At 63.5% G+C, this 21,279-nt stretch carries 19 protein-coding genes, 1 tRNA gene and 1 pseudogene; 17 read left to right on the top strand and 4 right to left on the bottom strand.

Going from position 1 to position 21,279, the window contains the following annotated elements; translation table 11 throughout:
- Positions 1 to 4: 4 nt before the first annotated feature.
- The 7 genes from holA (at position 5) to M622_RS30115 (ending at position 5,548) form a co-directional block, all read left to right on the top strand.
- Positions 5 to 1,015, top strand: coding sequence for a DNA polymerase III subunit delta (gene holA / locus M622_RS30145; protein ID WP_021249373.1), 1,011 nt, complete (start codon positions 5 to 7; stop codon positions 1,013 to 1,015).
- 58 nt (positions 1,016 to 1,073) lie between these two features.
- Positions 1,074 to 2,351 (top strand): glutamate-5-semialdehyde dehydrogenase, encoded by a 1,278-nt coding sequence (locus M622_RS30140; protein ID WP_021249372.1) that lies wholly within the window; start codon positions 1,074 to 1,076, stop codon positions 2,349 to 2,351.
- Positions 2,352 to 2,395: 44 nt separating this feature from the next.
- Complete coding sequence (locus tag M622_RS30135; protein WP_021249371.1) at positions 2,396 to 2,992, top strand: chalcone isomerase family protein; 597 nt, start codon at positions 2,396 to 2,398, stop codon at positions 2,990 to 2,992.
- Between the two features lie 7 nt (positions 2,993 to 2,999).
- The gene (locus M622_RS30130) at positions 3,000 to 3,521 is read left to right on the top strand and encodes a methylated-DNA--[protein]-cysteine S-methyltransferase (RefSeq protein ID WP_052028708.1); all 522 of its coding nucleotides are present in this window, start codon (positions 3,000 to 3,002) and stop codon (positions 3,519 to 3,521) included.
- On the top strand, positions 3,518 to 4,447 hold the full coding sequence (gene xerD, locus M622_RS30125) for a site-specific tyrosine recombinase XerD (protein ID WP_021249369.1): 930 nt from the start codon (positions 3,518 to 3,520) through the stop codon (positions 4,445 to 4,447). Before M622_RS30130 ends, xerD begins: the two co-directional genes overlap by 4 nt.
- Positions 4,448 to 4,508: 61 nt before the next feature.
- The gene (gene ybaK / locus M622_RS30120) at positions 4,509 to 4,997 is read left to right on the top strand and encodes a Cys-tRNA(Pro) deacylase (RefSeq protein ID WP_031346843.1); all 489 of its coding nucleotides are present in this window, start codon (positions 4,509 to 4,511) and stop codon (positions 4,995 to 4,997) included.
- A gap of 122 nt (positions 4,998 to 5,119) precedes the next feature.
- Positions 5,120 to 5,548: an H-NS histone family protein gene (locus tag M622_RS30115; RefSeq protein WP_245543059.1), complete on the top strand. Its 429-nt coding sequence runs from the start codon at positions 5,120 to 5,122 to the stop codon at positions 5,546 to 5,548.
- 38 nt (positions 5,549 to 5,586) lie between these two features.
- Here the strand turns inward: M622_RS30115 and M622_RS30110 are convergent, their stop codons facing one another.
- A complete protein-coding gene (locus M622_RS30110) occupies positions 5,587 to 5,964 on the bottom strand; it encodes a dihydroneopterin aldolase (RefSeq protein WP_021249366.1) in 378 nt (125 codons plus the stop codon).
- 132 nt (positions 5,965 to 6,096) lie between these two features.
- Between M622_RS30110 and plsY the strand changes: the two genes are divergently transcribed.
- Positions 6,097 to 6,714 (top strand): glycerol-3-phosphate 1-O-acyltransferase PlsY, encoded by a 618-nt coding sequence (plsY, locus tag M622_RS30105; protein ID WP_021249365.1) that lies wholly within the window; start codon positions 6,097 to 6,099, stop codon positions 6,712 to 6,714.
- Positions 6,715 to 6,784: 70 nt separating this feature from the next.
- On the opposite strand, the gene tsaD is transcribed toward plsY, so the two are convergent.
- Entirely contained in the window at positions 6,785 to 7,819 is a 1,035-nt protein-coding gene (gene tsaD / locus M622_RS30100) for a tRNA (adenosine(37)-N6)-threonylcarbamoyltransferase complex transferase subunit TsaD (RefSeq protein ID WP_021249364.1), read from the bottom strand.
- Positions 7,820 to 7,967: 148 nt separating this feature from the next.
- On the opposite strand from tsaD, the gene rpsU reads away from it, so the two are divergent.
- The 9 genes from rpsU to M622_RS30055 all read left to right on the top strand — a co-directional run bounded on the left by rpsU (position 7,968) and on the right by M622_RS30055 (position 16,208).
- Entirely contained in the window at positions 7,968 to 8,180 is a 213-nt protein-coding gene (rpsU, locus tag M622_RS30095) for a 30S ribosomal protein S21 (protein WP_021249363.1), read from the top strand.
- Between the two features lie 133 nt (positions 8,181 to 8,313).
- Entirely contained in the window at positions 8,314 to 10,167 is a 1,854-nt protein-coding gene (gene dnaG / locus M622_RS30090; RefSeq protein WP_021249362.1) for a DNA primase, read from the top strand.
- Between the two features lie 48 nt (positions 10,168 to 10,215).
- Positions 10,216 to 12,216 (top strand): RNA polymerase sigma factor RpoD, encoded by a 2,001-nt coding sequence (rpoD, locus tag M622_RS30085; RefSeq protein ID WP_021249361.1) that lies wholly within the window; start codon positions 10,216 to 10,218, stop codon positions 12,214 to 12,216.
- Positions 12,217 to 12,225: 9 nt separating this feature from the next.
- Positions 12,226 to 12,301: transfer RNA gene (locus M622_RS30080), tRNA-Ile, on the top strand.
- 97 nt (positions 12,302 to 12,398) lie between these two features.
- Positions 12,399 to 13,478, top strand: a complete 1,080-nt coding sequence (locus M622_RS30075; RefSeq protein WP_021249360.1) for a site-specific integrase — start codon at positions 12,399 to 12,401, stop codon at positions 13,476 to 13,478.
- A 365-nt stretch (positions 13,479 to 13,843) separates the two neighbouring features.
- The gene (locus M622_RS30070) at positions 13,844 to 14,065 is read left to right on the top strand and encodes a hypothetical protein (RefSeq protein ID WP_021249359.1); all 222 of its coding nucleotides are present in this window, start codon (positions 13,844 to 13,846) and stop codon (positions 14,063 to 14,065) included.
- 5 nt (positions 14,066 to 14,070) lie between these two features.
- Positions 14,071 to 14,877, top strand: coding sequence for a helix-turn-helix domain-containing protein (locus tag M622_RS39680; protein ID WP_084520728.1), 807 nt, complete (start codon positions 14,071 to 14,073; stop codon positions 14,875 to 14,877).
- A 357-nt stretch (positions 14,878 to 15,234) separates the two neighbouring features.
- On the top strand, positions 15,235 to 15,894 hold the full coding sequence (locus M622_RS30060) for a DNA-binding protein (RefSeq protein ID WP_021249357.1): 660 nt from the start codon (positions 15,235 to 15,237) through the stop codon (positions 15,892 to 15,894).
- Positions 15,895 to 15,911: 17 nt separating this feature from the next.
- Positions 15,912 to 16,208, top strand: coding sequence for a hypothetical protein (locus tag M622_RS30055; protein WP_021249356.1), 297 nt, complete (start codon positions 15,912 to 15,914; stop codon positions 16,206 to 16,208).
- A gap of 149 nt (positions 16,209 to 16,357) precedes the next feature.
- On the opposite strand, the pseudogene M622_RS30050 reads toward M622_RS30055, so the two are convergent.
- A pseudogene (locus tag M622_RS30050) lies at positions 16,358 to 16,768 on the bottom strand (Tn3 family transposase); the annotation flags it as partial.
- Between the two features lie 357 nt (positions 16,769 to 17,125).
- Positions 17,126 to 20,920 (bottom strand): hypothetical protein, encoded by a 3,795-nt coding sequence (locus M622_RS30040; protein WP_021249353.1) that lies wholly within the window; start codon positions 20,918 to 20,920, stop codon positions 17,126 to 17,128.
- Between the last annotated feature and the right edge of the window lie 359 nt (positions 20,921 to 21,279).

Genomic DNA, 21,279 nt, shown 5'->3' with positions numbered 1-21,279 from the left:
TGCCGTGAACCTGCGCCCCGACCAGCTCTCCGCTGCGCTCGACAAGCCGCTCGCACCGCTGTGGCTGGTGCACGGCAACGAGGTCTTGCTGGTGCTCGAGGCCGCCGATGCGATCCGGGCCGCGGCGAAACGCCAGGCTTACGACGAACGCGAGACTCTGGTCGTCGGCCAGGGATTCAAGTGGGACGCGCTCACCCTGGCGGCAGGTAATCTGTCCTTGTTCGGCGGCGCCAAGCTGATCGATCTGCGCATCCCCACCGGCAAGCCGGGCCGCGACGGCGGCGATGCGCTGCAGCGTTACGTCGCCGCCCTGCCGGCACAGACGCTGACCCTGATCACGCTGCCCGAACTCGACTGGACGGTGCGCAAGACCAACTGGTTCAAAGCGGTGTCGGAGGCAGCGCACTGCCTCGAGCTCAACGCCCCCGAGCGTGAGCGCCTGCCCGACTGGCTGGGCCGTCGCCTCGCCGCGCAGAAGCAGACCGCCAGCGCCGATGCGCTCGCCTTCATCGCCGAGCACGTCGAAGGCAACCTGCTCGCCGCCCACCAGGAGATCCTCAAGCTCGGCCTGCTTCACCCCGAAGGCGCGCTCAGCCTGGAGCAGGTACAGGATGCGGTGCTCAGCGTCGCCCGCTACGACATCGACAAACTGCGTCAGGCCGTCATCGAAGGCGACCCCGCGCGCTGCGCGCGCCTGCTCGAAGGCCTCAAGGGCGAAGGTGCGGCGCCGCCGCTGGTGCTGTGGGCGCTCGCCCACGAGACCCGCAGCCTGGCCACGCTGTGCCAGGGCCGTGATGACGGCCAGCCCCTGACGGCGCTGTTCAAGGCCGAGCGCATCTTTGACCCCCGCCGCCAGCAGGCGGTGAATCGCGCCCTCGCCCGTCTGAGCATGGGCGCGCTGCGCAGCGCGCTGGTGCACGCCGCCCGCATCGACCGCATGATCAAGGGCCTGCTCGCAGGCGACGTGTGGGACGAATTCCTCCAGCTCGCGCTGCGACTGGCACGCCGCACATAGCCCAGGCCTGCTGTTCGGTGTTTTAATGATCGTTTAGCCCGATCAGCCTGACACCGCGATGGACATCCACACCTACATGCAGACCCTCGGCCGCCAGGCTCGCGCCGCCTCGCGCGTGCTCGCCGCTGCCCCGAGCGCACTCAAGAACACCGCCCTGCTGGCCATGGCCGCCGAAGTTCGCGCGCGCCGCAGCGAGCTGCTCACGGCCAACGCGCAGGACCTCGAGCAGGCCCACGCTGCAGGTCTGGAAGCGGCACTCATCGACCGTCTGACCCTCGACGCCAAGGGCGTGGAAGCCATGGCCGTCGGCCTTGAGCAGGTTGCCGCCCTGCCTGACCCGGTCGGTGAGATGAGCGAGATCAAGCGCCGCCCCTCGGGCATCCAGCTCGGCAAGATGCGCGTGCCGCTGGGTGTCATCGGCATCATCTACGAGGCCCGCCCCAACGTCACCGCCGATGCGGCCGCGCTATGCCTGAAATCGGGCAATGCCGCCATCCTGCGCGGCGGCAAGGAGGCCATCCACGCCAACCGCGCCATCGCCGCTTGCGTGCGCGCCGGGCTGCTTGCTGCCGGGCTGCCCGAACACGCGGTGCAGGTTGTCGACACCACCGACCGCGAGGCGGTGGGCGCGCTCATCACCATGCCCGAATTCGTCGACGTCATCGTGCCGCGCGGCGGCAAGAGCCTGATCGAACGCATCTCGAAGGACGCGCGCGTGCCGGTGATCAAGCACCTCGACGGCAACTGCCACGTCTATATCGACGACGAGGCCGATCCCGCAAAGGTGGTGCCGATCGTGGACAATGCCAAGACGCAGCGCTACGGCACCTGCAACACCGCTGAATCCCTGCTCGTCGCGCGCACCGTGGCCGACATCTATCTGCCCGAGATCGGCCGCACACTGGCCGCCAAGGGCGTCGAGATGCGCTGCTGCGCCGACGCGCTGGCGCTGCTGCGCGACGCCGGCATCAGCACCGACAAGCTTGTGCCCGCCACCGAAGCCGACTGGCGCGAGGAATACCTCGCCCCCATCATCGCGGTGAAGCTGGTGGATGGATTGGACGAGGCCATCGCCCACATCAACACCTTCAGTTCGGGCCACACCGAAGCCATCGTCACCGAAAACTACAGCCACGCCATGCGCTTCCTGCGCGAGGTGGACTCGTCCTCGGTGATGGTCAATGCCTCGACGCGCTTTGCCGACGGCTTCGAGTACGGGCTGGGCGCAGAAATCGGCATCTCCACCGACAAGATCCATGCGCGTGGACCGGTCGGTCTTGAAGGCCTGACCAGCCAGAAATGGATCGTGTTCGGTAACGGTGAAATCCGCCGCTGATCTCTCGCCGCTGATCTCTAACTCCCATTCCAGGAGTGCACACCATGAAGTTCCTCATCTGCCGTCCACTCGCAGCTCTCTTCGTGGCGGCCGCAGTACTGACGGCCAGTCTGGCCCTCGCGAACATCGACGTGGGCGGCGTGGACTTCAAGTCGCAGGACAGCGTGGAGAACACGCGCGTCGAACTCAATGGCGCCGGCCTGCGCACACGCCTGACCTTCAAGGTGTATGCGATGGGGCTCTATCTGCGCCAGCCCACGAGTAGCCCCGCCGCCGTGCTGGACGACGCTGGCGTGAAGCGCATCCGCATCGTCATGATCCGCGACCTCAAGGGCAAGCAGTTCGCCGACGCCTTGCTCGCAGGCCTGGAACGCAACCACGACAGCATCACGCTCGCCGCCTTGAAACCCGCCACCGATGCACTGCTCACGGCGATAATGGGCAGCGGCGAGGCCAAGGCGGGAACCGAGCTCATTCTCGACCAGCTTGCCAGCGGTGCGACCCGCCTGCTGATCAATGGCCAGGTGCAGGGCAGCGACATTGCGGACCCGGCCTTCTATCCTGCGCTCCTGCGCATCTGGCTCGGCGAGGGCCCCGCGGACTCCGCGCTCAAGGCAGACCTGCTCAAACCCGAGCGCTGAGGCGAAAATGTCCTTACTACCGCCTGCGGGCGCAGCCTCTTGCGTCAAGGTGCCTGACTGCGTGAGCGATCTTGACGCCGTGATCGCGCTGCCGTTTGGACCCTTGGGCATTCGCAGCGCCGGTGCGGAACTCAGCGAACTGATCTTCCTGGCGCCGGACAGCACACTGCAAGAACCCGAAAACGACACTGCGCGTGCCGCCGCCGTGGCGCTCCACGCCTGGTTCGACGACCCCGCAGCCGCCCTGGCGCTGCCACTGCGTGCCTGCGGCACGCCTTTCCAGCGCCGCGTCTGGGCCGCGATCAGCGCCATTCCGCCCGGGCAGACGCGCAGTTACGGCGAGCTTGCCAGGCAGCTCGGCAGTGCCGCGCGCGCGGTTGGTCAGGCCTGTGGCGCGAACCCCTTCCCGCTCATCGTGCCCTGTCATCGCGTCACCTCCGCTCAGGGCCTGGGCGGCTTTGCCCACAGCAGTGGTGGCTGGCTGCTCGAGGTCAAGCGCTGGCTGTTGCGCCACGAAGGCGCGACGTGAAGCCACGACCAGGCCCGGCAGAGGCGGCCCTGCCCGCCGCCGCACGCGCCGAACTCGACCGCTTCATCGACAGCCTGTGGCTTGAACACGGGCTTGCCCGTAACACCCTCAGCGGCTACCGCAGTGACCTCGCCTTGTTTGCCGTGTGGCTGAGCGCACGCGCTACCCCACTCGCGCAGGCACAGTCCAGCGATCTCGCCGCCTATCTCGCCGAATTCAGCCTGCGCGCCCGCCCAGCCAGCCAGCGCCGCCTGCTCGCCAGCTGGCGGCGCTACTACCGTCACCTGCTGGCAAACCGCGAGATCAGCATCGATCCGACGCTGATGCTCGATCCACCACTACCGGCTCAGCGCTTCCCCAAGACTCTCAGCGAAGCCCAGGTCGAGGCCCTGCTGGCAGCACCCGACGTGCACACGCCACAAGGCGTGCGCGACCGCTGCATGCTCGAAGTGCTGTATGCAGCCGGACTACGGGTTTCGGAGCTGATCGGGCTCAAGTTGTTTGGCGTCAGCCTTGACCAGGGCGTGCTGCGGGTGATGGGCAAGGGCAGCAAGGAGCGCCTGGTCCCGCTCGGTGAAATCGCCGCGGACTGGATCGTGCGCTACATGCGCGAGGGCCGCCCCACACTGCTCGCGGGCCGCAGCTGCGATGAGGTCTTCGTCACCCGCTTTGGCCGCGGCATGACACGCCAGATGTTCTGGCGCATCATCAAGCAAAACGCGCTCATTGCCGGCATTCCGGCCGAGCGTATCTCGCCGCACACCCTGCGCCATGCCTTTGCGACCCATTTGCTCAATCACGGCGCAGATTTACGCGTAGTGCAGTTGCTGCTCGGTCATGCCGACATTTCGACCACCCAGGTCTACACCCATGTCGCACGTGAGAGACTCAAGCAATTGCATGCCAAGCACCATCCTCGTGCCTGACCGAGACAAGGCGCTGCACATCAACGCGCAAAGCCTCTTCAGCATCTTCCGGAATTCAATCATGAGCCGCCACGACACCCACGCGCCCGAGACCCCCGCAACACGCTTCCTGCGCCAGCACGGCATGGCCTATTCCAGCCACCTCTATGATTATGAGGATCACGGCGGCACCGCCGTTTCAGCCCGCGAACTCAATGTGAATGAACACGCCGTGATCAAGACCTTGATCATGGAAGATGAAAACGCGCAGCCGCTGATCGTGCTCATGCACGGCGACCGCAAGGTCTCGACCAAGGAACTCGCACGCCAGATTGGCTGCAAGCGCATCGAAACCTGCAAGCCCGAAACCGCCAATCGCCACACCGGCTATCTCGTCGGTGGCACCTCACCCTTTGGCACCCGCAAGCCCATGCCGGTGTATATCGAACGCACGGTGCTCGACCTGGCGCTGGTGTACATCAATGGCGGCCGTCGCGGCTATCTGGTCGGCATTCATCCGCACGACCTTTTGCGCGTGCTGCAGGCCAAGCTGGTCGATGTCGCCAACTGAGGCGTTGCAATAGCGCAATGAGCTGACTACATCAGTTCGTAGATTCAAGGGCTTCAATCCGCCTTCCAGTTGCTGGCAAGATTTCCGCTCATGGTTTTCGCGTACGGCCCATGGGCGGGGAAATGAACCCGGGAAATCCATTGACCGCAGGAGTGCGGTATCACCGAGGAAATACCATGGACCTTTCGAGCTATACGCTTCCCGACCTGCGCGAGCTGCTGACGAAAATCGAAGCGGAAATTGATCAGCGCACGGCCACCCCGCAGCGCGCAACGCGCAAAAAAACACCCAAACAGGCGCAAAAACTGCCAGCCCCACACGATGTGATGCCGGATGAGGCGCTCGCAGCGCCGACAAGCCAGGTCGCAAGCACAACGACCGAGGCCGAAGGCAGCGCGCCCCCCGCTGTCAGGAAGGACAAGCCGCCCGCGGTGATCAAATATCGCAACCCGGCCAAACCCGAACAAGGCTGGAGCGGCCACGGTCGTCGTCCACAATGGGTGCTGGACTGGTTGGCACAGGGAAAGCCCATCGAAGACCTGGCGGCATGAGAAGAGCAGTGACTCAGCGCTGAAAGTCCGGGCATTGCCTAGACGCCGGCCGGCGGTGGCTCCACCCCACCTCGGCCGCGCTGGATGAAGACGCCGACGCGGCGCACATCCTTCATCACGCCGATCTTGGCCACGCGCAGCTTGACCCAGGGCGCGTGAAACTCGTCGAACAGCAAGTTGACGACGAATTCGCCCAGGCTCTCGATCAGATTGAAATGACGCAGCCCCAACTCCTCGCGAATGCGCTGGGTGACAACGGCGTAATCGATGGTGTCGGCAATGTCGTCATGCTCGGCAGCGGCGTCGGGAACACCAAAGGTGAGATTGAGCTCGACCGTCTGCTGCCCGGTCTTCTCGCGTTCGTACACGCCGACCCAGGCCTTGACCCGCAGCTCCTCGATGAAGATGAAATCCATGCTGGTTCCCGTTTAGAATCGGTGCGATTCTATCCTGTGCGCGGGCGCTGGCCGGAGCCGCAAATGCTCGTTGTGCCCTCACCCTGACCCTTCCATGCATTCGTTTTCCGTCATGGCGGAAAACGCGGAGCAATGATGTCCCTGTTTTTCCTGTCTTTGATGCTCCTCGCGGCCTATGTACTGGGCTCGATACCCTTTGCCGTTGTCACCAGCAAGTTGTTCGGTCTGGAAGATCCGCGTCGCTACGGCTCGGGCAACCCGGGCGCCACCAACGTGCTGCGCAGCGGCAACAAAGGCGCGGCGGTGTTGACGCTGGTTGGCGACTGCCTGAAGGGCTGGCTGGCGGTGTGGCTGGCGAGCAAGCTCGGCTTCACGCCCCTGGAGGCTGCGTGCGCCGGCCTGTTCGCGCTTCTCGGTCACATTTTCAGCGTCTTCCTGCGCTTCAAGGGCGGCAAGGGCGTCGCCACCGCGCTGGGCGTGATGATCGGCGTGGATGTCCAGCTTGCCGTTCTGTGCGCGCTGGTCTGGCTGACGGTGGCCTTCGTCACGCGCTACTCTTCCGCCGCGGCGCTGGCGGCGGCGGCGGCGGCACCGATTTCGGGCCTGATGTTTCTCGGCCCGCACCCCATCGTGGTGGTGCTGCTGATCATGGCCGGCCTGCTGTTCTGGCGTCACGCGGCCAACATCGCACGCCTGAGCGCCGGCACCGAAGGCAAGATCGGCGGCGGCAAGAAAGCCGACGCACGCTGAAGGATTGCCCATCGCCCGGGCGCTGCCCCTGTCTGCTCCGCAGGCCCGGGGCGCCGGCATCAGCTATCCATCACTGCCTGGCTGACTGTGGCGGCTGCAGCTCAGCCAGCGGCCAGCGCGGCCGGATGCGTACCGCGGGCTCGCCACCCACCACCTCGCCCGCAGCCAGGCGCAGCGCGCCGGCAAAGGCGATCATGGCGCCGTTGTCGGTACACAGCGCAGGCTCCGGGTAGTGGACTCGCCCCCCCTTTTTTTGCAAGGCTTCGTCCAGCACTTGTCGCAAGTGCTGATTGGCCCCCACCCCTCCTGCCACCACCAGCGTCTTCAGCCCGGTCTTCTTCAGGGCGGCCAATGCCTTTGCGCACAAGACCTCGGCCACCGCGTGCTGGAATTCAGCGGCCAGGTCAGCCATGCGTTCCGGGTCCCACTCCGGCCCCGAAACCACATTGAGCACCGCGGTCTTCAAGCCACTGAAGCTGAAATCCAGATCGCCCGAGTGGAGCATCGGTCGCGGCAGACGAAAGCGCCCCGCCACGCCTTGCGTCGCCAGTCGGGCGAGCTGCGGCCCCCCGGGGTAACCCAGGCCGAGCAGCTTGGCGGTCTTGTCGAAGGCCTCACCGGCGGCGTCATCGACCGATTCGCCCAGCAACGCATAGTCGCCCACCCGGCGCACCCGCATCAGTTGCGTGTGCCCGCCCGACACCAGCAGGGCAACGAAGGGAAACTGCGGCGGATCGGCCGATAACAGCGGCGACAACAAGTGACCTTCGAGATGATGCACCGGCAAGGCGGGAATGCCCCGCGCCAGCGCGAAGGACTCGGCCACACTCGCGCCCACAAGCAAGGCGCCGGCCAGGCCAGGCCCTGAGGTATAGGCCACGGCATCGATGTCGGCTGCGTTCAGCCCGGCAAGCTCCAGCGTCTGGGTGAGCAGGATCGGCAGGCGTCGAATATGGTCGCGCGAGGCCAGCTCAGGCACCACGCCGCCATAAGCGGCATGCAGGTCGATCTGCGAGTGCAGGCAATGCGCGAGCAGCCCCTCCTGAGTGTCGTACACCGCCACTCCGGTCTCATCACAGGAGGTCTCGATCCCCAGCACTTTCATGGCTTGCATCCATCTGATTCGATGCGCCATTTTAACCCGCACACGCAGCCGCACACGACGCCTTGCGGTCACGTCGCACTTGCCATGACCTGTCCCGTGGTTTATATTGGCGATCTTTCTGCCCACCAGACACCCAAGGAAGTCCGCAATGCCCGGTATCCGCCTCAAGGAAAACGAGCCGTTTGAAGTTGCGATTCGCCGCTTCAAGCGCACCATCGAGAAGACCGGTGTGCTGACCGAGCTGCGCTCGCGCGAGTTCTACGAGAAGCCCACTGCGGAGCGCAAGCGCAAGCTGGCCGCCGCCGTGAAGCGCAACCACAAGCGCCTGCGCAGCCAGACCCTGCCGCCGAAGATGTACTGATTCTCCGCGCACCCGGTTTTCCGGCTGCTCTTGCGCCGGGTGAAGATCGTCTGATCTTCACCCGGCGTGATGCATTTTACGCGTCTGCAACGGCACGTCGCCGCCAGCCGCAGATCTCGACCACCGGCGCACGATGATCCCTCAGTCCTTCGTCCAGGAGCTGCTGTCGCGCGTCGATATTGTCGACGTCATCGAACGCTACGTCCCGCTCAAGAAGAGCGGCGCGAACTACTTCGCCTGCTGCCCTTTCCACGGCGAAAAATCCGCCTCATTCTCGGTCAGCCCCTCCAAGCAGTTCTATCACTGCTTCGGTTGCGGCGTGCACGGCAGCGCGGTCGGCTTCCTCATGGAATACAGCGGCCTGGGCTTTGTCGACGCGGTGAAGGAGCTGGCGGACCAGGCGGGCCTGCAAGTACCCGACGACGGCCGCAACAGCAGCGCCACGCAGGACGATGGCAGCGAGCGCCTGTACGAGGTCATGAGCCTGGCGGCGCGCTTCTATCGCGAGCAACTGCGTCCCGCGCGCCGCGCCATCGACTATCTGAAGCAACGCGGCCTGTCGGGCGAGATCGCTGCACGCTTCAGCCTGGGTTACGCGCCTGACGACTGGCAGGCGCTGCACAAGGCCGTGCCGGACTACCAGAGCAAGACCCTGGCCGACGCCGGCCTGGTCATCGACAACGACCAGGGCAAGCGCTATGACCGCTTCCGCGACCGCATCATCTTTCCCATCCACGACCGGCGCGGGCGCATCATCGCCTTTGGCGGTCGCGTGCTGGACAAGGGCGAGCCCAAGTACCTGAACTCGCCCGAAACGCCGCTGTTCGAGAAGGGACGCGAGCTCTACGGCCTCTACCTGGCACAGAAGCCGATCCGCGACGAAGGTTTTGCCGTCGTCGTCGAGGGCTACATGGACGTTGTCGCCCTCGCCCAGTTCGGCGTCACCAACGCCGTCGCCACGCTCGGCACGGCAACCACGGCGCAGCATGTGCACGCCTTGCTGCGCCAGACCGACCGTGTCGTGTTCTGCTTCGATGGTGACGCTGCCGGCGGCCGCGCGGCCTGGCGCGCACTGGAAAACGCGCTCGAGTCCCTGCGCGACGACGCCACCCTGGCCTTCCTGTTCCTGCCCCCTGAGCACGACCCCGACTCCTACATTCGCGCCGAGGGCACGGACGCCTTTCGCAAGGCCGCGACCAGCGCCATGCCCCTGGCGCGCTTCCTGATCGAGACCCTGCGCAGTCGTCACGACATGGACGCCGCCGAGGGTCGCGCCGCTTTCGTCCACGAAGCGGCACCGCTCGTCACCCGCATTGCGGCCCCCTTGCTGCGCCTGCAGGTGATCAAGGCGGTGGCCGAGGCCAGCGGACTGACGCAGGGCGAAGTGGAGCACGCCTTCGGGGTGCTCGCCGCCAGTTCGAAACACAAGCGCACACCAGCCCCGCCTGCTGACGCAGCGCTCGAAGTGCCGCTGCGCCCCGCCTTTGCCACCGGCGCACGTGCGCGCGGATCAGCCGCACCGCGCCTGGCGGGTCGGCGCAAACCACCATCCACCGCAGGCACCCTGCTCCGACTCATCATGCAGCATCCAACCTGGGCGGCACGCATGCCGGTCGATCTGGTGCCATCGGGCAGCCCGGAAGGCCTTGCCCTGATCGCCATCATCGACCTGCTCAGCCTGGGCGAAGCGGTGCCAAGCGGAGGGCTGGGCGCCCTCATCGAGCGCTTTCGCGACACGCCTCACGCCGAGACGCTTTCGCGCGTCGCCGCGGAACTCGTGGACGCCGAATTCGACGAAGCCATTGTCGAGACACTTTTTGAGGACAGCCTGCGAAAACTGCAGGGCGACAGCCTCGGTGCCGAGATCGCCACACTGCTTGAACAGAACCGCGAACAAGGGCTCGACGCCAGCGGAAGACAGCGGCTGGCGGAGCTGCTACTGGAGAAGCGCGAGCTCACGAGTGCGCCGAAAGTATCGGATTTATAGTACAATTCTCGGTTTCCCATTTTCTCACACCCTCTACTGAGGAGTGCTATGGCACGCGAAACAGCCAAGGATTCGCCGCGCAAGGCCAGCCCCAAGGGCCGGACCTCCAAAGCGAAAGACAAGGCCGCACCGGTCGTCGAAAGCCCCGTCGCAGCGCCGCTCGATGCTGAAGTGCGCCGCACACGGCTGAAAACCTTGATCACGCTCGGCAAGGAGCGCGGCTATCTTACGTACGCCGAAATCAGCGACCATCTACCCGATGATGTCGCAGACGCCGAACAGATCGAAGGCATCATTGCCACGTTCAACAACATGGGCATCCAGGTCTACGACGCGGCACCCGCCGCCGAAGACATACTCATGTCGGACAACGTCGCCAGCAACGTCGATGAAGACGTCGCCGAGGAAGAGGCCGAACAGGCCTTGTCCTCGGTCGACTCCGAATTTGGCCGCACCACCGACCCTGTGCGCATGTACATGCGCGAGATGGGTACGGTCGAGCTACTGACCCGCGAAGGCGAGATCGAAATCGCCAAGCGCATCGAGGACGGCCTCAAGCACATGGTGCAGGCCATCTCCGCCTGCCCGACCACGATCGCCGAGATTCTGGGCATCGTCGACCGCATCGCGGCGGACGAGGCCAAGATCGAAGATCTGATCGACGGCCTGATCTGCCCCGAGACCGGCAACGAGGAAGTACCGGGCGAGAACATCACCGAAGACGATACCGACACCGCGTCCAGCGGTGACGAAAGCGAAGCGGACGAAGACAGCGACATCGAGGAAGAGACCGACGAGGAAATTGCCGCCCGCGTCAATGCCGCGTCGCTGCTACAGCTCAAGAACGATGCCCTGGCACGCTTCGCGGTCATTCGCGACCTGTACGCACAGAAGATCGACGTACTGGAAAAGCGCGGCTCGCAGGACACCCACTATCTGCTGCTCCAGCAGCAGATCTCGGACGAGCTGCTCAACATCCGCTTTACCGCCAAGTCCATCGAACGCCTGTGTGACTCGGTGCGCCAGATGGTGGAACAGGTCCGCGGTCACGAGCGCCAGATCCTGCGCCTGTGCGTGGATCGGTCGGGCATGCCGCGCGCGCACTTCATCAAGAACTTCCCCACCCGCGAAACCGATCTCAACTGGCTGAAGAAGGAAATCGCTGCCGGCAAGAGCTACGCCGAGAACCTGTCGCGCGCCCACCCTGCGGTGCTCGAGGAGCAGCAAAAGCTGATCGACCTGCAAGAGCACCTGGGCATCCCGCTCAAGGAGCTCAAGGACATCAATCGCCAGATGTCCACCGGTGAAGCCAAGATGCGGCGCGCCAAGCGCGAAATGACCGAGGCCAACCTGCGCCTGGTGATCTCGATCGCGAAGAAATACACCAACCGCGGCCTGCAATTCCTCGACCTCATCCAGGAAGGCAACATCGGTCTGATGAAGGCGGTGGACAAGTTCGAATATCGCCGCGGCTACAAGTTCTCCACTTACGCCACGTGGTGGATCCGCCAGGCCATCACGCGTTCGATCGCCGACCAGGCGCGCACCATCCGCATCCCGGTGCACATGATCGAGACCATCAACAAGATGAACCGCATCAGCCGCCAGATCCTGCAGGAAACCGGCTCCGAGCCGGACCCCGCAACCCTGGCCGAGAAGATGGAGATGCCCGAGGAGAAGATCCGCAAGATCATGAAGATCTCCAAGGAGCCGATCTCCATGGAGACGCCGATCGGTGACGACGACGATTCGCACCTGGGCGACTTCATCGAAGACACCGCCACCCTGGCCCCGGCCGAGGCGGCGATGTACTCGGGCTTGCGCGACGCCACCGGCGAAGTGCTCGATTCGCTCACCCCACGTGAGGCCAAGGTGCTGCGCATGCGCTTCGGTATCGAAATGAACACCGACCACACGCTGGAAGAAGTGGGCAAGCAGTTCGACGTCACCCGCGAGCGCATCCGCCAGATCGAAGCCAAGGCGCTGCGCAAGCTGCGTCACCCGAGCCGCTCGGAGAAGCTGCGCAGCTTCCTCGACAGCGATCAGTAAGGATTTACCGGGCCTTTAGCTCAACGGTTAGAGCAGAGGACTCATAATCCTTTGGTTGCGGGTTCGAATCCCGCAGGGCCCACCAATAAAATCAGGGGCTTAGGAGAAATCCTAAGCCCCTTTTCCATGTTATTCGGTAGCTTAGGTACAATTTCAGTACAGCACGTGTACTGGAGCGCACCATGGCAACGATCGTCAAGACCCCCTCAGGGACCTGGAAAGCCGTCATCCGCAAGACCGGCTGGCCGACAACTGCCAAGACCTTCCGCTTGAAGCGCGACGCCGAGGATTGGGCTCGACGGACCGAAGACGAGATGGTGCGAGGCGTCCACATCCAGCGCTCACCTGCAGAGCGCATGACGGTCAGTCAGGCGCTCGACCGCTACTTGAAGGAAGTCACCCACACCAAGCGCCCTACCACTCAGGTTTCCGAACGACGGCGCGCCGAAGTGCTCCGTAGCGCGCTCGGTGCATACTCCCTCGCGACGCTCACGCCAGAAGTCATTGCCCAGTTCAGAGACAAGCGGCTAGCCGGCGACCCGAACAAAGCCGGCATCCGCATTCCGCGCGCGAACAACACGGTCCGCCTTGAGTTGGCACTGCTCGGGCATCTGTTTACGGTGGCCATCAAAGAGTGGGGCCTTGGCCTACCCTACAACCCCGTTCTTAGTATCCGGCGTCCGGCTCCGGGCGCCGGCCGCGAGCGGCGACTCTCGCCCGACGAAGAGAAACGCATCTTCGACGCCGTTGCAACGTACTCAAATCCGATGCTGCGCTGGATCGCGCGCATCGCTCTCGAGACAGGCATGCGCTCGGCCGAAATCACGACGCTCCGCCGCAGCCAGGTCGATCTCAAACGGCGCATCGTCCGGCTTGTAGAAACGAAAAACACCCTCCCCCGCACGGTACCCCTGACAACCGGTGCGGTCGACGCCCTCCGCGAAGCGCTCGAAAATCCGATCCGCCCGATCGATACCGATCTGATCTTCTTCGGCGAGCCAGGCAAGGATGGACGGCGCCGCCCCTACACCTTCAACAAGGCATGGCTGGAGATCAAAGCCGCCGTCGGCCTGAAAGACTTCCGCTTCCACGACCTGCGGCACGAGGCCGTCAGCCGATTCGTCGAGAAGGGCCTCAGCGACCAGGAGGTGGCAGCCATCAGCGGCCACAAGTCCATGCAAATGCTGAAGCGATACACACACCTGAGGGCAGAAGACTTGGTGGCCAAACTCGACCAGCTGTCTTCCAAGCCCAGAACATAGCGCTGAAATGCTGCGAAAACCATAGCGCAAAACCCACTACACCCCACAAGAGTCAATACTCAGACAACGTCATATTGTAACAGTTTGCTTCAAAACCGCTCGGCGCAAAAATGCTAGCTGCAACCCTATTGCGCCCCCACCTGCGGGAAATTTCTCATAAGTATCAGGCATTAACCGCCGTGCAGCAGTCAAGAAGATTTTGACCGCTATTTACTTTTTATTCAATAACTTAGCCCTTTACTCAAGTCTACGTTCCTTTACTCTTTGCACGTACTCACTACCCACATCTAGTGGCAATTGCCGGCAATCGCCGGATACATGTCCTCCGCCCGGACGACTCAGTACGTGTTCAAGGAGAAGTGAGCGTGACCACCGAAGAAATCCTGCTCCACCGCTACGGGAGCCCGCTACTGACCATCCAGCAGGTCGCCGAGATCCTGAATCGCAGTCCAGAAGGACTGCGTCTCACCCTTGCCGGCGACAACGAGGTTGCGAGAAAGCTTCGCCCTGCCAGACGCAAGATCGGAAGGCGGGTCCTCTTCTGCGTTTCGCAGATCTCGCGAGCCATCGACGAGTCCGCGGCCTAAGCGCCATGAGCATCAAGGCGATGCATTGGGCATGGAACCACCGCCTGCAACCCAGTGCAAAGGTTCTGCTGCTGGCACTCGCCGATATCGCTGACGACCAAGGCTTCTGCTGGCCATCAAACAGGACACTCGCAGAGAAATGCTGCACATCTGAGCGAACGGTGCAGCGAATGCTGAAACAGTTTGAGGACCTCGGACTCATCACCATCGAGCGGCGCTTCACCGAGGCGGGTCGCCAGACATCCAACGGGTACCGACTGGCGCTTGGGCGCACCCCCGACAATTTGTCACCCTCCACCGCGTCGTGTCGGGGAGAGGGTGACAACTCTGACACCCCCGGGGTGACACAGCTATGTCACCCCCGGGGCGTCATAGCTGTGTCACCCCTTGAACCACCACATAACCACCATAAAGAACCACCACTACAACCACAAGCCGCGACAAACCGCAGATCGCTCGAGATTCCACCCAGCGTGAAGGCGGCCGAAAAATCCGCTATCGAGCAACTGCTGACCGAAATGCCCGGAACGCACGCGCAGGAGTTGCTTGATGAACTCGCCTATGCACTCGAGAGCCGACGCATCCAAGGCTCCGCTGTCGCTTGGTTTGCAGGACTTGTCCGGCGAGCAAAGGCGGGGCTGTTCAGTCCTGTCGGCGCGCACGTTATCGATGCCCGGCGGCGTTCTCAAACCGCTGTACAAGGCCAGCATCCGAAAGCTGAACATCCAAGCGACACGGACACGGCTCAGCATTATCTCGCTGGCCTGCAGAAGATCGTCTCGAAGAGAGCCGGACACGGCGGACCTCGCTAGCCTGGCCGGCGCCAATTCGCCTGAATCTTCCCCCAGTCAGCAGGCGCCTCCCGCCATGGCTATCGAGCGCAGAAGACGGGCGCACTGCAGCAGCGACGGGATCCTGGAGCGATCAAGCAACGGCGGGGAGCTGCGGCCAGGATGAATGTCGTTCGACCGCCGGCGCCTGCTGATTGACGCTATTTGACGGCGCCCGTTTTCGGGGCACCGGCCGGCCTCCCGGGTCGGCGCGGCCTCCGGGCACGATTCCCCGGAGTTTTCCACGGATTCTGTGGATAAACCCTGACTCAAATATTATATTTTGTAGTATGTTGTATGATATTACTACTTACTACACGACACCCGGAGGAACCCGGAATGGCAATCACCAAGGAACAGATCTTCGCCGTCGCCGAGGAGCTCGACGCTGCGGGCCAGAATCCCACGCTCGCGGTCGTCCGCAAGGCCATCGGCGGGGGCAGCTTCACCACCATTTCGGAAGCGATGTCGGAATGGCGGAACCGGAAGGCGGCCAGGGAGGCGCCGATCCGCGAACCGGCCCCGCAACTGGTCGTCGACCGCCTGGCGGAGTTCGGTGCCGAAATCTGGGCGGCCGCCCTTGAGCTCGCGAACGCGCGCCTCGCGTCCGAGCGGGAAGGCCTCGAGACCGCCCGTTCCCAGCTCGAGTCCGAGAAGCGCGAAGCCGCCGAGCTCGCGGACCAGGTGAGCGCAGAACTCGAATCCCTGCAGGCCCGAGTGGCCGGGCTCGAAACCTCCGAGAAAGCCGCCAGAGCCGAAGCAGCCGTCCTGTCGGACAAGCTCTCCAAGGCGTCCGAGCGCGCGGCGACCGCCGAAGCGCGGGCCGAGGAGATTTCCAAGCGGGCCGACGACCTGAAGGCCGCCCTCGACGCGGCGCGCGACGCATCCGCCTTGAACGTCGCGGAGCTCAACGCCGAGCTCTCACGAATCAACGCGCAGAACGCAGAACTCGTCCGGGCACTGGCCGACGCGGCCAAGGGCTCCGGCGGGAAGGCCTGACGGGCGGGGAGCACGCCATGGGCTATTTCGAGGACCTGTACTTCGAACGGCGCATCCCCTACCGCCACACCATAGGGACGGCCGAATCCCTCACAATCAAAGGGGCCGGAGGCGCCGAGGGCGGCGGTTTCCGGCTCGCGATCACGACGCCGGCGCCCGTAGGATCGCACGACGTGGCCGAGGCGTTCCTCGACGGCCGGGTGCTCGACGAACTCATCGAAGCGCTTCTTGACCTCCGGGAAGCGAACGAAAGGATCGCCTTCCGGACGGGCCGAAAGGACCCAGTCCGCGACCTGCGTCCCGAAGGGGACTGAAAATCCCCTTCCGCCCGTCCGCCGACAACGTAACACCCACGTCGGTGCGTACTCGTACTCGCGGTCGGCCAGCGGGTCGCGGATCCGAACCGAATTTTCGGCGGTTCCCGCTTATAGGGGTCGCTTCAGAAAACGGATCGCAAAGTACGCTAAGCCGGTTGCAGCGGCCGTACCGGCCTGAACTTGCCCGCGCCGATCTTGACGCTGCTGCGCCAGAGGTAATCGCCAGTCAGGTTGATGTGCTCCCAGCCCAGCGGCGACAGATACTGCAGCAGTGCGGCATCGTGACCGTTCTGGGCCTTCGTGGCCCGCTCCAGGTAGACCGTGTTCCACAGCACGACGGCGGCCGTCACCAGGTTGACGCCGCTGGCCCGGTAGCGCTGCTGCTCGAAACTGCGGTCGCGGATTTCGCCCAGGCGGTTGAAGAACACGGCACGGGCCAGCGCGTTGCGGGCCTCACCCTTGTTCAGTCCGGCATGAACGCGGCGGCGCAGCTCGACGCTTTGCAGCCAGTCCAGGATGAACAGCGTGCGCTCGATGCGCCCGAGCTCGCGCAGGGAGGTCCTCCGCTGACGGCGTATGGGCAGCGGTGCAGCGTTCTCACCTACTCGTTACGGAGGCTGGTGAGGGAGCTGCGCCGATCTGGCCGACTCTTGAGGAGGCAGGCGAGGTCACACCTCCTCCAACGACTGTTTCATGATTCTCAAGCAGTCATCCGCAATCTATTCGTCGTAAGGCGGCAATGGGTCGCTATGCAAATCTCTCCATAGCGACCCAATCCAGTCGGTCGAGCCGTCGGCGGTTAAGCGGCACGTATCCGAGTGGACCAGTCGCACGGCACGGCTACCCAGGGACAGCCCGGTCGGCCTTCGCTATCGACGAACTTTGACCGTGGCGCTTCCGTCAAGCATCTCCCGTCATTCGAATCGCTCATCCCGTCCTCGGTCTTCCTTGGTCTCCCGCTCCCGCTCCCTTGCAACCAATTGCGCAAGTTGCTCCTTGGTTTCGTTTACAAAGGGCATGAGGCTGGGTGGGGCATCTGATTCGAGGCTGTCAAGCAGTCGACCGTTCGCCTCAATTAGCGCGGCGCGCGAGCCCGTCCAGGTCCTCGGGCGGAACCGCTCAACGAACACGGCAAGCACGTTCTTCGGGTCGGGGGCGCCCGCGATAATTGCCTTCGCTTGCTCCGACCAGACCTTCGGACCATCCGGTTCCGTGCGGCGGGCGAACGTGATGATCGAGGCCGCAAGGGGGTAGCGACGTTCGCGATCTGCTTCACACCAAGCAATGAGGGTGTCGCAGCGAATCGCATCAGCTGGGTTTGAACGATGGTCAAATAGGCGTTCAAACAGATACAAGCCCATCTGTTGCTCCTGCTCGTCACCTTCGAACAATGCGTCCAGGACTGCTACTGGCTGGACCCCGATCAGAGCAGTCAGGAGATCGTCGTTATCGAGCGAAGATATCTCGTTGGCCTCCACGGCCTGTTTAATCCGCCTTGCAAGCTCCGCTGCGACCAGAGCGGTATCGGGACCCGTAAAACACGCCTTCGCAATGGCTGCTAACTCGTGATCCCCGCGATGGTCGTGCCTTCGAAACGTGACCCTTGGAAGCAGCTTTCGACCGAGTTCAAGAAGTTCAGGCTCGTACTCCCTCCCGACCGAGCGATCCGAAAATAGACGCATGAACAGAATCTCCAGCGCCACATCCAGCCCGTCTGACTGATTGGCAATTAGCAGGAGAAGATCACTCAGAAGACCTCCAGCCAAGTGATCGGTAGTTCCTCCCCACGCTAGATTCCGATACCTCCGGACCGGCACCTGCCCGCCGCTCACCGCTCGCTTCAGGCGCTCGACGCCCCGCTCATCGAGCTTCACAGCGGTATGTAGTTCGGGAAGGCAGCTCGGCAGGGCTTGCTGATCGAGTGCCGAATCGAGAAGGGTTTGCGCGAGGTGCCTGTCCTGCTCCCACAGCTCGGCCATGAAGCCACAGAGCACATGAACGTTTCGTTGCTCGGGAGCGGTCTGCTCCAGTTCTTTGACCAGCTTTGCCCAAGTAGCACGGCGGTCCGGCGACTCTGCAGCGAGCCCTCGGCCAAATGTCCAAGCCCTGCTCCCGCCGCCGAGGAGGTCAGGCAGGAGTTCGGCGAACGCTTCGTCATCAGCGGCCACTGCCGCGCCAAGTTCGCGAGCGATCGCCTCCATGCGCTCGCTAGCGGTCTCTGTGCCGCCATCGACGTCAATGCATTCCAGATCGAGTCCTCTCGACCTGTTACCCAAGACCATCGCTCGCACGCGATCGGGGAGGTTGGAGGGACTAAGGTCCGCCTCCAGGTCAGACAGTCGCGAAGCGGACTCAGAAGTCTGCTGTTCCCTGTCGAATCGCATTGTGTGCCGGCACGCGGCCCAACCCTCACGCCAGAACCCGTCGGCGGCAAACCCACGGCAAAGCCTTTCGAGCTCGCTGTGCATCCCTGCCTCGGTCCACAATCCGTCGAAGTTCTGAGCCAGCAGGTCGCGCAGCTCGGCTTTGAGCACGCCCTCGGTTAGGGCCAAGCCCTCGATCAACATGAGGGCCGCACCGTACCAATGGGCCACGTCGAAGACGGTACGTGGCGTGTAGCCGAAGTCTCGCGAGCGAGCCCCGAACTCAAACCGATCGCTCGCACCGAAGTGGTTTGTCGCTAGCACCTTATCCAGGGCCGCCAAACCCAGCGTCCGTGCCTTTGCTTCGCCGGATTTGAGATGTTGTTCGATCACGCCGAGACGCTGCTCGATGGTGGCGTGTGTTCCGGAAAGGTGGATCGTGAACAACGAGACGAAGGTGTCCGATGCAGTCTTGGCCTCCTGATCGTCGGCGCTTTCCATCACAGCCCGCGACAGCAATTGGGCACTGCGTTCGAAGAGAAGCGCGTCGTAAGCCAGGGAGCGCAACAATGACAGAAGCCGTCGCCGCGCGAACATGTCGACGTTCGAATAGCCACCGCCGTCTCGCTCTAGCGCCGCTAGCGCAGCTTCCGGTAGCACGGGTGCGACGTTCACAAACATTGCGCGCCGAAGATCGTTGAGCCCTGACACGTTGCCTAGAAGACCATCGGGGGCGAGCCACTGCTTGACGATGGCGACGGCCTTAGGGTGATCGTGCAGAAACGATAGCCGCCGCGAGAAGGACCGGGCTAAGCGCTCATTCCCGCCTTCGATCAACTGTTGGTGGATGAGATCGTAGGGAGTGTCGTCAAGAGCGCGGGCCGCAAGGCGGTTCGCGATCGCGTGCGGTAGCACCGCTCGCCAGACTCCTCGCCGCTGCACGAGATCACGCCGGAGCAGTTCCCCAACGAGACGATAGGTCTCCTGGGCGGTTTGATCCGCGAGCGAGGCTAGGCGGGGCAGCTCAGCTTCTTCCCCCGCAAAAGCTTCGCCTTCGAATGAGTACACGAGTGAGCACGCTTGGGCCGCGAGGAGTAAGGCGTTATTCGGTTCTTGCCGTTGTCGGAAGAGCCGTTGGAAGAGTTCGTCGTTAGACAGCCCGGCAATCGAATCTGACCGTTCGACTGTTTCGGCGAGGGCAATGGCAATCCGGGCGTTACCCCCAGACGCCTCGGCGATGCCCCCCGCGTCTACCGGCGATATGTGCGGATACCGGCGCCGGATGAGCTTCTCGATCAGCTCGGGTGAGGACGTCTCGAGGGTGATGACCTGAGTTCCCTCCGGCTGATCGTCGCGCACGTCGTATTCCACGGTAAGGACGCTGACAGTGCTGTCCTGCCCGCTGCACAACTCGGAGAGCCTACGGTGAAGATCGGGAGGGCAGTTGTCGACAATTAGGACCGCGCGGGTGCGGTTTGCGATTATATCCGATGCCAGACCGGTTGGCTGGGGGTCTGGGTCGTCCGACAAGTTGGTGTAGACGGCAATGGACGGCGGCAGGGAGCGCAATCCGATCCGATCGTCGAACAAGGCCTGAACGAGGCGGGTCTTCCCAACGCCTGATAGGCCGACCAGGCGCATTATCTTGCCGGCTTGGGCCAGCTCGTCGCGTAGCTCGTCAATGGCGTCGACCACGGATTGCGAGGGCGCGTCACGATGCTTCCCGAGCTGTAGGCGTAGCTTGTCATCGAGCAGGTACTCAGCATCGATGCCCTCGGCTGTGCCGCTCCAGGGGCCATACGGGCGCCAACCGACAAGAGCCCTGCCTACCTTCTCCTTGACCCAGGTGATAAGGCCCGGGTGGCGCCGCACCCAGGTCGCCAAACGGGTGCGGTCGTAGAAGTCGGTGCGGAGCCGGTCCGCGTTGCCCACTCCATCTAGAGCCTCGCGCAAGGCGTTCTGGCGATCACTTAGGGCGCCGTCGGCGGTCGATCCCGTGGAGCTGACAATGACATATGCGCCAGCGTCATCCGCGAGCTGCTGGATAACGGGGCGTATAGTGCCTGTCGGCCGCATCTCCGCGAGGATTTTGCGCCTAGGCATGTCTGGCTTCTTGACCTGAAATCCGGTGGACGGGCGAGGGACGAAGCCTTCGATGGGCGCGTCCGAGGGCAAGGCTACACGCACGTCTAGACCGCCGTCCGGTGCAGTCTGGTTGCCTCCCCACGTGACCGCCGCAGGCGAGAGCCCGCGACTCGCCAGTTCGGCTTCGCAGAGGCGCCCGACCAATTCCCGCAGGTCGATATCGTTCAGCTGATTTATGTCATCGGGTGTGATATCAAACATTGCGCTTCTGCTTCAGTTGAAGGGTCCGAGCATCTTTAGGCTGTCGTAACGACACCACATGCAGAAGTGCTAGCAGCGAAGTGAGCCGTCCGTGTCGGTCTGAGAGGCGCCCGACGGGAAAATGACGCAGCGGCGCCAACTGGACGGCGTCAATCATCTTGGCCGGACAAGATGATTGTCGCGCCCCAGGCTGAGTTGTGAATTGGCCTCCCGGCAGGTTCCGAAGCTCAGAAGTCGTTCGGTTGGCTGCTTTCCGGAATCATCGAACTTCTGGGGGTCAGCTCACGAAACGGAAAAAATCGTACGCTATGCCTTGTCGTGCCAGCCCAGCACAATGATTGACATGCCCAGTAGCGCGA

The sequence above is a fragment of the Thauera terpenica 58Eu genome, assembly GCF_000443165.1.
GTDB classification, from domain to species: domain Bacteria; phylum Pseudomonadota; class Gammaproteobacteria; order Burkholderiales; family Rhodocyclaceae; genus Thauera; species Thauera terpenica.
Note: the sequence above shows the minus strand (reverse complement) of the source record. Positions and strands in the feature narration are given on the sequence as shown.